The sequence below is a fragment of the Candidatus Azobacteroides pseudotrichonymphae genomovar. CFP2 genome, from assembly GCF_000010645.1.
In the GTDB taxonomy this organism is placed as follows: Bacteria; Bacteroidota; Bacteroidia; order Bacteroidales; family Azobacteroidaceae; genus Azobacteroides; species Azobacteroides pseudotrichonymphae.
The window spans coordinates 22,538-31,893 of the sequence record NC_011562.1 but is presented as its reverse complement, the minus strand read 5'-3'; the positions used below and the strand labels follow the sequence as shown (position 1 = coordinate 31,893).

Here is a 9,356-nt window from a genome sequence, read left to right as displayed (position 1 = left end):
ATAAATAGGATTAACGTATACAGATTATAAATATAATAAAAGGATTTATCTTAAAATTTAAGAGTATTAATTATGTCCTTTTATTCTCTTTAAGAGTATTAATTATGTCCTTTTATTCTCTTTAAGAGTATTAATTATGTCCTTTTATTCTCTAACTTTAACAATCCAACTTATTAATAACCAGTTATTTACAACTGATTTTTTTACAAGTGATAAGTTATATCAATAATAAGTTAAAACAATCATAAGTAGATTGTAGCAAATTTTTAAATAATCAAAATCAAAAATCAGCAACATGGAACCTAAACAACTAAAAAGAAAAATCATCCCCACTTTCGGAGACTCCCCTTAAAAAGAAAAGATTGATCGATGTCCTATTCCTCTTGTAGGAATGCCATATGAGAAGAGGATCTTATTTGACGCAAAATAAGCCCCATAGACGACGTCATTATGACAAAGACGTAGAAGAATGCCAAACAGAGAAAAAATGCAAGGAGGATGCCTTAAAATGCGAAATACAGGACACTAGTTCTCATGACAACTGTTTCAGTTTTTCCTTTACCTTTTCTATAGATCAAATAGGTTTTCTCAACGGAATTTTAGACCTTCATCATAGAAGAACCAGGCAAAGTAAGGGTAACTAATCCTATGAGGACATTATTTATGATAAATAAAGTACGATAGTTTTTATTACCTTCGGACTAGCAATTATTTCCAAATTTATTTTTTTAGCTCTTGTCAAGAGAAGTCAGCATAGTTTTGCTGGCTTTTCTTGTTTTATTTTAAAGATTTCCATATTCGTTTCTTATTCATTCATTGTAGACAATGGTGGCGGGGAAGTTATGATAGCTTTTCCGCTTCTTTGTTGTTAGATCTATCCTTCTAAACCAACCATTACCTTCCTCAAGTATCAAAGTCTATTTCAAAAAGCGAAATAATTTCAGATCTTTGGACGAATTCTAATGAATAGAATGGACCCTATATCGTTTTTGCTGATGGACGATTATTTTATTGAAATAGAAGAAGATAGAGGTGTATCCCGTGATGAGTTGATCAGTCAATGTAACTTTGACAAGCTTAGGGATTCCTTAGTCATCGTGCCCTAACATGAAACAACAGGTTCGTTTTAAGTCCTGGCAACTTAAACTCTTTCTCAATGATGACTACTCAAAAGGATGCAGGTATAAATACAGTTATGCAGAGGACACCTTTGATCCGATTAGACTTAGGAAAGGGAAAAGATAGTTCCCATTTTAGCTCTCTGTGTACATCATAACGACAAATAACTGTAAAAAAATAAAAAGGTATAGAGTATGATGGAAGAGAAGAAGAATTGCAAGCTAGAATCCTTTGACAGCCGTTGCTGTTCGTTTTGTTCTCGTTCTTCAGAGTGCCATGTGTTTGACCGTATGCTAAGAAAATATGAGGAGAAGCTGTTTGTATCCTACAATTAACTACTCAATCGCTATGCTTTGGGAATGTACTATTATCGTTGTGTTTATTATTCTGATGATCTGGTTAATCATTAAATGGTAAAAAACAAGTTAAAGGACTTGACCTAAACCAATATGAATATCAAAGAGTCAGAAAAAGAATTGGCTAATATATAATTTATACTATCGATGAATATAGACAATGAAAGGAAAGCCTGCTATGGACACTGGGACCCATCGTGCAACTTAGAACGTTCCGATTGTCCATGTATAGATGAATGCCCTAATTATACAGTGAGAAGAGATAAATTAGAATCAACTGTTAGTAGTTATTTAACTTTTAATATTTAATAGATTAATAGACAAAAAGATGGATAAAGTCAAAATGAATACAGTGGATATCATTAGAAATGTATCACTATCCTCTGGATTCTCTCAAAGAGCAGTAAAAAAAGTTTTTCGAAATTGTATTGACGAAATGAAACAAATGCTTCTTACAGGTCATAAAGTAAGCTTAACTGGCTTTTTATTCCTTACTCTTGATGAACAGACAGTGAAGTCATCGAGTGGGATTCCTGAACTGATTGGTACCCATCCTCGTGCAAAGGCACGTTTATATAGCCAGTATAAGAAAACGATCAGAGAGAATGGACAGGTCCTACACGATGCTATTTTAGCACGTAAGGAAGCTATTCAGAATGATCCAGTTATCAAGAGTAAAACTGAGGAGTTGAAAAAAATTAATTCTTCCATCAAGAATAATGAGAAAAAATGTGTGAAGATGGCTGGAGCATTCTTACAATAAGGGAGTGTTTGATTTCCAAAAAGGAATGGACAAATAATAGCGTATATTGTAGGAAGTAAAAAAAAATAGATAATTGGATTATGATCTTTATAAGCTATGGAAACGATAAAAGAAAATACAAAGAAGGTAGCTCACGTTGATTTAGATAACAATTCAAACGATGATTCAAATCTTGTCTATTCAATGGAAGAGCTTGGGAGATGGATTGAAGAAGCTAGACGTGATGATGAAGAAGGAAAATGTGTCATCTATAATGAAGAATTTAGAGAAAGGATAAGACGTGAGATAGAGGCAGAAAAGAATGGAGTTTGTTGTAAAGCTTAGTCCGAGAGCTGAAAGGGAGTATAAAAGTCATGCCAAGTCAGGTAGTTCTCTTCGAGCAAAAATTGATCTACTATTGTTGATTATATCAATAGATCCACGAGGAAGGATAAACAAAACAGGGAAACCAGAGCTGCTGAGATATTATAAGGAAGATGTTTGGTCTAGAAGAATTAACAAGCACCATAGGATGGTATATGAAATTATAGGAAACAAGGTTCGAGTTGTTTCTTTATTGGGCCACTACGACGATAAATAAGAGAACGATTAACAACTGGTCAATATGAAAAAATCATTATTTCTTTTCTATAGTCTGGTGCTGTTGCTTGTAACAGTGTCTGTCTCTTCATGCAAAAAAGGATGGGGTTCGAATTGTACAGAGCATTGTACAATATATTTTAAGGATGGAACAAAAAAGGAATTTGACATCGATTCCAAATACAAACTTAATTGTAAGTTTTGCTATTTTGACTCTTTTGATATTTATATAGATTACATATATCCCACCCAAAAAAATGAAGAACGAGAACGATACTCACTAGGAACTATGCGTAGTTATTGCATAATAATAGATAAGAAAAATGTAACTAAAGAAGGGTGCTTAAAAGAAATGAATAGGCTTGCTGAGGAGATTGGAGATGGAAGAATGGTAGAAGATCGTTGGGATGAAGATCATTACACCCTGAGCTTTGGAAGTTTGGAAAACGTAATAGGATACAGTTATCGCTTTAAAAACCACGAAAAGACAACACGCATACTCCCACCTATCAAGTATGATCCAGAACATAATGATCCAGTATATTATACTATATTTTTTAAGGATGGAACAAAAAAGGAATTTAGTATTAATGACAAGTATAGGCTTCTGTGTAAAATGAAACTGGCAAATAATTATTTTAATGAACTCCCCCCCTTTTGGTATGGTTGTGGCGGGGAATATAATCATGATGATGATTTTACAGGCACTCATGTAACTACTTTTGATATCTCTTTGGAGGAAATTAGTAACTCGTTTCTCTTAAACCAAGAAGACCAAGAAGATGGTTTAAGAGAGATGAAAAGACTTGCAAATGATTTGGGAGACGGAGAAGTAAAAAAACATTACGATAAATGGAGCGATGGCAGTAGACATTTAACTGGTCTTTATATTTCCAGTATAAAGAATGTAACAGGATATAGTTACAGATGGAGAAACTATGAAAGAACGATACGCTTGTTTTAATAAATAGTTGAGTTCATATCCAACTACGTAGAATAAGAAGAGATTTTCGGTTGATTATTAGACATGGGGAGCGGTAGGGCGTAATTGCCTTGTCGCTCCTGTGTTTTTTATACGGTTTAGCACAAAAAAAAACTCCCCGAAATTGCGAACGGGGAGAACAATGGGATCAGCCTTTTGTTTTTTAGTGGAATAGATACAGCAAATGTATCTATTTTCATTTGATTTCTAAATCAGGTAAATTTATGTCCTTCGGTCTCTAGACAAAGAATGAGACTAAACTAAAGGGTTAAACTAAAAACAACTGTTATGAATATGAAAGCAAAAAAAACTATTAACCTTGGTCTTTTTCTCCGTTATCTGTTTTGGAGTAGGAGCTAAAGTAGCAAAAAAAGAAGTAAGACCTGCAATCCTTCCTGCACAAACAGAAGAAGTGAAAAGGGAATGTCATCATCAATGTCATCATCATGGATGCCCATTTTTGGGGAAGCATTTTACTAAGACACAAGTAAGCTACGAATCTGTAGCAGACAAAGATCTCTATATTGTGTTTTTTGAAGACGACACATTTGCTATCTACAAGAAGGGTGTAGCTGATATGGAAGGGATTGCTTCTGATAAAGAAGTAACGATCTTTAAGCCTGTGAAAGAATAAACGTATCTTTTCTCAGAGATAGATACACTAGACTGAAACTAGTCTGTGTAAGACCAGTAAAAACAGAACCGACAGGGTTGTTCCTGCCGGTTTTTCTTTGCTCTTTAACTAACATTGAGCCAGTGTTAAGTATGGACTACCTTGCGTGTAACACAGATCCCTGCAGTACCTTCTCACATAACGAGTAACAGTCCGCCTGTGTACATTGTTCTGTCTGGCTATATCGTCAATAGATAGATAAGGATTAATTACCAGTTTTTTCCCTGAATCTTTTGGTCTCCCCCAAACAAAATCTCCATTGCTTTCTGCCTTAACCCTCAAATAAGATTCTCTGGTTCTAGCACAGTTTAAATCTCTCTCAATCTCGGCTGCTATGGTATGGGCAAATAGCATGACCTTACTGTTGAGATCATTTGTCTTGAAATAATAGTTCTGTTTGACTGCAATAAAATTACATCCTTTCTCATTGCAGAGCATATTGATGTTACTAATTACATCCATCATGTTGCGTCCAATGCGTGATACTTCGCTTACAATCAAGGTATCACCCTTTTTAAGTTCGTCCATAACAGAAGCAAGTTTTCTATCCCTTGCCTTTATTTTCCCTGAAACAGTTTCTTCGATTACACGGTCAATCGTCATTTGATGTTCTTCCATGTACTTCTCTATCCCCATCATCTGATTACTTACATCCTGATGGCAAGTACTTACTCTTAGATACACAACATTCATAAATCCTAACTTTTTGATTAAACTTGATATTTATAATTACGAAACACATAAATTGCTATACTTGTTATAGTATATGTAAAAAAATAAGGAATGAAAGCGTAGAACAGTATTTTTTAGGGTTCTGACAATATGACAATAAGCTATTTGACAAAAAAGCAGGGATTCTTGTCAAGAAGGGTAAAAAAAAGAGAAGAAAATGCCTTAACACTAAGATAATCTCAGAAAATAATCTATCTTTGAAACAACGTTTTACTATGATGTTTTTTCTTTAAGTGAGAATGGGCAGAAGCAATTTTGCCCATTTTTATTTTAATCCTTCCAGAGCATCACTTCTACTCATACCCATTACTTGTAAATGTACATACATACTTCCGGTGTCTTTCCAGAGTTGCATTAGTCATTATTCGGATTATGAAAATTTGAATTCATAGACGTAATGCTGACTATGACAATATGCTCCTATTACAAATAATAGCTTTAACGAAGACAATGTAAAGTATTGTTGTATAATAACATGAATAACAAAAAAAGAGGGACAGAATTGCTTCCGTACCTCTTTCAAAAAAAAAATTACTTATTGCTAATAATGGAAAAGCTCAGTGAATATAGATTATATTTGGAAAACAAACAGCGATCTGCATCAGATAAATTTAACATACAGAAGATTTAACAGATAAGAAAAAATAAATTTGTTCATCATGGAGAAAGAAAAATGCCCTAAAGAAGCCCCTTGTAAGGACGATCCTTGCAAGTGCAACTAATCTACAGATCTATGAAGAAATTGGTTTTAACAACCATCCTGTCTTGTAGTATCCTTTTTGCCCAAGCTGGAGTGTGGCAAACAATCAAGGATATAGCATCTACAGCTTTTACTGTTGAGTGCGGATATCTCTTACTTAAGTACGCAGATGGCAAGGGAATAATAACGGTTCCTATATTTCATTGAGCGAACTAAGCCTCTTAAACGAATGAGAAAAATACTTGGCATACTAAAATTTTGGTAGGTCTTGCTTCCTGTTATGTATATGTGAATAGCAGTAATCTTAATGTTTGAGTTTTACATATTATGAAAAAACTACTCAATATATCACTACTAACCTTTGTTTTCTTAAGCTCTGGATTTCATTTGGCCAACGGGACGAAGATCTATATGATCCATCCTGTGCCTCCTGCACTAGAGACAACGATAGATAGGGCTACCTTTTGGAACAACGAGATATGGATTAACTGGGAAAAAGTAGAAGGTGAGTTTTATTATAAGAGCGAACACTATTTCCGTGGGACTTTTTGGGCCAATCTTGATGGTCCTAATGTAGTGATAAAATTTAAGATGGGTGGTGATAGAAGTGATACTGACGATGGGGAAGGTAGAAAGGCATATAATGAGATTTCCACTGGACTGTCTAAGTACGGAGTCCCTTTCACTTCAACTTTCGAGTATGTCAGAAGTCATTCTCATAATCCTTACTCTTGGGCTACGTGGACTTTTGCCCAAGAAGATGTTAAGTCAATAAAAATAGAGTAATATGAAGAAAATAATACTAACAATCATGCTCTCCTGTAGCGTAATCTTTGCACAGGCAGGCATATGGAAAATAATAGAAGAAGTAGTCTCCACCGCCTTCACTATTGAATGCGGATACCTGCTGTTCAAAGTTGTTAAAAGCAAGGGCTATCTCGATGCTCCTACAACTGCATATCAAGGTTAAATGACTCGTTTTGGGGCTGCTTTTACGGCTATGAAGAGTGTAAAGATCAGTACAGGCTATTAGTAAATGCAATCAACTTATGGGGTTATGGCAATAGGGTGATAGAGCTCAGAATAGATGATGATAAGAAGGAGATCCATCTTGACATCACAAAGGTCCATACTCACGTTAAGGGGAAATTTCGTTAAGTGAAAATTTTAATATCATAAAAGATGAAAAAACTACTACCACTAATATTTTTCTCAATATTTTGGTTTTGCATTACTTCATGTAACGGATTGCATCTAAAGAATAATAATTTCCCCAAAATCTCTCCGATAAAGGAGGATCCTCAGGATGAGACCTGTTGGCAAGATTGGCATAATTTTTTAGTTGTCTATTATGTACTATAGAATATGAGCACACTTGATGCCTATCAAGGGCCAGTGTCAGAAGAGGACACTATTATCAGTGAAAAAGAATTTGAGCATCGTATGGAATACTTTGCCAAGATTAGCGAAGGACAACTTAGAAAAAACTATTATGAGAGAAGAAAGATGGGATTTTGATGCATGTGCCAAGTGTTCCGACAGAGAAAGCAAACTTTGTCGCGAATGTAACAAAGGCAGAAAAAATTGACTTATTCCAATGCCACTAGAAACGATTATCTGGGCATTTGATATAAAATTGTTCCACACAAATACAAAACATGCTAATTTGGGCCTTAAAATGCGTCAGAATGGATCTAGGGAAGAATAGCCAACTGCGAAGGCTGAAAAGTACACTTTATGACGATCCTTGAATGGAAACACTTGTTCTTGGTCATAGAATGGATTCCAACATAGACGACGATACCTATGAGAATTGGTATAAAAAGGGAGTTAAAGATCTTGATGGCATAAAAGATTCTGATCTTGTATGGGAATTAGTATATACAGGCTAAAATGAGAAAAAGATAGTTGACGTATTAACAGATTTAACTAATTAACAAAATGAAAAAACTAACAACATTGATATTCTTCTCAATCTTGTTTTGGGGAATATGGTGCGTAGACGACTCAAGTGCACGTGGAATATTATGGTCTACAACATTAAAGGGAGAAGAAATACCTGAGCCAAAAATACCTGAAATACATTTTAAATTGGTGACTTATGGAGATGTACCCAAATCCGGATTTTACTGGCTGAATGATCCTACAGGGACAGATTACACGAACTATTACGTAAAAGACGTGATGGATGCCCCTGGGATGACATCCGGAGTTTATGTATATGTGCCAGATTGTCCTGAATGTAATGCGCATAGCATAAAGTAGCATATGCTATTGACTTTCGTCGTCATAGACGTGATACAACATACGTAAACACTCTTTCCGAGTGGCAGAATTGGCATAATTATTTAGTTATTTATCACGTGTTATAATAAAAAAATGAAAAAGAGATTGTTAGACGCCTTAATCATATTATTTGTAATATGAGGGTTCCTATGGAACATTTGAGATGTCTGCGGCAATGAGTTATAAAAGCTCTGTAAAGTCAGACATGATGGTCTCCCATTATCACTACGGAATATTGATGTACGGGGTTCCGTACTACCTGTCTATGGACCCAACAGGATACGAATACATTAAATGAGCTGATGATGCCACATGCACACATGATAGGGTAAAAACAAAGTATGTAGTGTCAGCAGGGAGTAGATCTCCAGTTTGCCGATGGAATATCACAGAAGGAGTGCAGAAAGGCAAGCATATCCACAATGAAAGATGTAGGCAATGTGCTAACTTCCGAGTAAACGAGTGTCTAATCGATTTTATAACAAGAAAAACTTAATTGATATGAATAAAATTAAAATCATGCTTGTCATGTTCTCTATACTATTCGGAGTTAGAGGAATAGCAGAACAAGTAAATGTGGTAATAAATCCGTGTCATGGAGGGAAAGATCCTGGAGCTTTACACAATCAATTGAAGGAAAAAGATGTAAATCTACAAGTAGCTCTATTGCTACAACAGGAATTAAAGAAGGAAAATATAACGTCAGCATTGACAAGGAGTGAAGATACTTATGTTTCTCTTGATGATAGAGTTGATTTTTCTAATTCTCTTAAGCCAGACCTTTTTATTTCCATTCAATGTAATGCAGTTGTATCTAAAGCAACTACAACTAGAGGAATAGAAATAACTATGCATCCTAAGGAAAAAGGTTCACCATTTTGTCGAACCATTAATACAATGATGGAAAAGATAGGCAAACAGGTTGCTGATATGGGGATACCAAACAGAGGAGTAAATTTTAAAGATCTATACGTAATACGCAATATTAATTCTCCAGCAATAATGGTAGGGATTGAATATATAACTAATCCAGTTGCTGCAACCCTTCTTGAGACAAAACAGCTTGAATTTGCTAAAATATTATCGGAAGCAATAGTTGATCTTATTAGAAAATAAAGAGTAAACTTAAACTCTTTTCTGTCTTTCCTGTTATATTTAGACAAATA

General features: G+C 34.8%; 13 protein-coding genes. 12 read left to right on the top strand and 1 reads right to left on the bottom strand.

Annotated features, from left to right (window positions below; translation table 11 throughout):
• The first annotated feature begins 1,803 nt into the window (after positions 1 to 1,803).
• The 5 genes from CFPG_RS05115 to CFPG_RS05095 all read left to right on the top strand — a co-directional run bounded on the left by CFPG_RS05115 (position 1,804) and on the right by CFPG_RS05095 (position 4,433).
• Positions 1,804 to 2,238: an HU family DNA-binding protein gene (locus tag CFPG_RS05115; RefSeq protein ID WP_041572627.1), complete on the top strand. Its 435-nt coding sequence runs from the start codon at positions 1,804 to 1,806 to the stop codon at positions 2,236 to 2,238.
• 96 nt (positions 2,239 to 2,334) lie between these two features.
• The gene (locus tag CFPG_RS05110; protein ID WP_041572626.1) at positions 2,335 to 2,562 is read left to right on the top strand and encodes a hypothetical protein; all 228 of its coding nucleotides are present in this window, start codon (positions 2,335 to 2,337) and stop codon (positions 2,560 to 2,562) included.
• Complete coding sequence (locus tag CFPG_RS05105) at positions 2,540 to 2,818, top strand: type II toxin-antitoxin system YoeB family toxin (RefSeq protein ID WP_012572982.1); 279 nt, start codon at positions 2,540 to 2,542, stop codon at positions 2,816 to 2,818. The genes CFPG_RS05110 and CFPG_RS05105 overlap by 23 nt, the downstream gene beginning before the upstream one ends.
• Positions 2,819 to 2,842: 24 nt before the next feature.
• A complete protein-coding gene (locus CFPG_RS05100; protein ID WP_012572981.1) occupies positions 2,843 to 3,781 on the top strand; it encodes a hypothetical protein in 939 nt (312 codons plus the stop codon).
• 337 nt (positions 3,782 to 4,118) lie between these two features.
• Positions 4,119 to 4,433 (top strand): hypothetical protein, encoded by a 315-nt coding sequence (locus CFPG_RS05095; protein ID WP_012572980.1) that lies wholly within the window; start codon positions 4,119 to 4,121, stop codon positions 4,431 to 4,433.
• Positions 4,434 to 4,541: 108 nt separating this feature from the next.
• Here the strand turns inward: CFPG_RS05095 and CFPG_RS05090 are convergent, their stop codons facing one another.
• Positions 4,542 to 5,165 carry a recombinase family protein gene (locus tag CFPG_RS05090; RefSeq protein WP_012572979.1) on the bottom strand — a complete coding sequence of 208 codons (624 nt, stop codon included), beginning with the start codon at positions 5,163 to 5,165 and terminating at the stop codon, positions 4,542 to 4,544.
• 772 nt (positions 5,166 to 5,937) lie between these two features.
• Here CFPG_RS05090 and CFPG_RS05755 point away from each other — a divergent pair.
• From CFPG_RS05755 to CFPG_RS05245, 7 genes are all read left to right on the top strand, one after another.
• Entirely contained in the window at positions 5,938 to 6,111 is a 174-nt protein-coding gene (locus CFPG_RS05755) for a hypothetical protein (RefSeq protein ID WP_265348089.1), read from the top strand.
• 120 nt (positions 6,112 to 6,231) lie between these two features.
• Positions 6,232 to 6,690: a hypothetical protein gene (locus CFPG_RS05085; protein ID WP_012572978.1), complete on the top strand. Its 459-nt coding sequence runs from the start codon at positions 6,232 to 6,234 to the stop codon at positions 6,688 to 6,690.
• A gap of 1 nt (position 6,691) precedes the next feature.
• Positions 6,692 to 6,874, top strand: coding sequence for a hypothetical protein (locus tag CFPG_RS05080; protein WP_041572624.1), 183 nt, complete (start codon positions 6,692 to 6,694; stop codon positions 6,872 to 6,874).
• A 395-nt stretch (positions 6,875 to 7,269) separates the two neighbouring features.
• Complete coding sequence (locus tag CFPG_RS05750; RefSeq protein WP_265348098.1) at positions 7,270 to 7,422, top strand: hypothetical protein; 153 nt, start codon at positions 7,270 to 7,272, stop codon at positions 7,420 to 7,422.
• 233 nt (positions 7,423 to 7,655) lie between these two features.
• On the top strand, positions 7,656 to 7,796 hold the full coding sequence (locus tag CFPG_RS05745) for a hypothetical protein (RefSeq protein WP_265348097.1): 141 nt from the start codon (positions 7,656 to 7,658) through the stop codon (positions 7,794 to 7,796).
• 49 nt (positions 7,797 to 7,845) lie between these two features.
• Entirely contained in the window at positions 7,846 to 8,169 is a 324-nt protein-coding gene (locus CFPG_RS05075; protein ID WP_012572977.1) for a hypothetical protein, read from the top strand.
• Positions 8,170 to 8,691: 522 nt separating this feature from the next.
• Positions 8,692 to 9,306 carry an N-acetylmuramoyl-L-alanine amidase family protein gene (locus tag CFPG_RS05245; protein WP_012572976.1) on the top strand — a complete coding sequence of 205 codons (615 nt, stop codon included), beginning with the start codon at positions 8,692 to 8,694 and terminating at the stop codon, positions 9,304 to 9,306.
• Positions 9,307 to 9,356: the final 50 nt, after the last annotated feature.

Coding starts and splice junctions, on each gene's coding strand:
- CFPG_RS05755 (WP_265348089.1), top strand. CDS start 5,938: ATGAAGAAATTGGTTTTAACAACCATCCTGTCTTGTAGTATCCTTTTT.
- CFPG_RS05745 (WP_265348097.1), top strand. CDS start 7,656: ATGGAAACACTTGTTCTTGGTCATAGAATGGATTCCAACATAGACGAC.
- CFPG_RS05100 (WP_012572981.1), top strand. CDS start 2,843: ATGAAAAAATCATTATTTCTTTTCTATAGTCTGGTGCTGTTGCTTGTA.
- CFPG_RS05750 (WP_265348098.1), top strand. CDS start 7,270: ATGAGCACACTTGATGCCTATCAAGGGCCAGTGTCAGAAGAGGACACT.
- CFPG_RS05090 (WP_012572979.1), bottom strand. CDS start 5,165: ATGAATGTTGTGTATCTAAGAGTAAGTACTTGCCATCAGGATGTAAGT.
- CFPG_RS05245 (WP_012572976.1), top strand. CDS start 8,692: ATGAATAAAATTAAAATCATGCTTGTCATGTTCTCTATACTATTCGGA.
- CFPG_RS05075 (WP_012572977.1), top strand. CDS start 7,846: ATGAAAAAACTAACAACATTGATATTCTTCTCAATCTTGTTTTGGGGA.
- CFPG_RS05085 (WP_012572978.1), top strand. CDS start 6,232: ATGAAAAAACTACTCAATATATCACTACTAACCTTTGTTTTCTTAAGC.
- CFPG_RS05115 (WP_041572627.1), top strand. CDS start 1,804: ATGGATAAAGTCAAAATGAATACAGTGGATATCATTAGAAATGTATCA.
- CFPG_RS05105 (WP_012572982.1), top strand. CDS start 2,540: ATGGAGTTTGTTGTAAAGCTTAGTCCGAGAGCTGAAAGGGAGTATAAA.
- CFPG_RS05110 (WP_041572626.1), top strand. CDS start 2,335: ATGGAAACGATAAAAGAAAATACAAAGAAGGTAGCTCACGTTGATTTA.
- CFPG_RS05080 (WP_041572624.1), top strand. CDS start 6,692: ATGAAGAAAATAATACTAACAATCATGCTCTCCTGTAGCGTAATCTTT.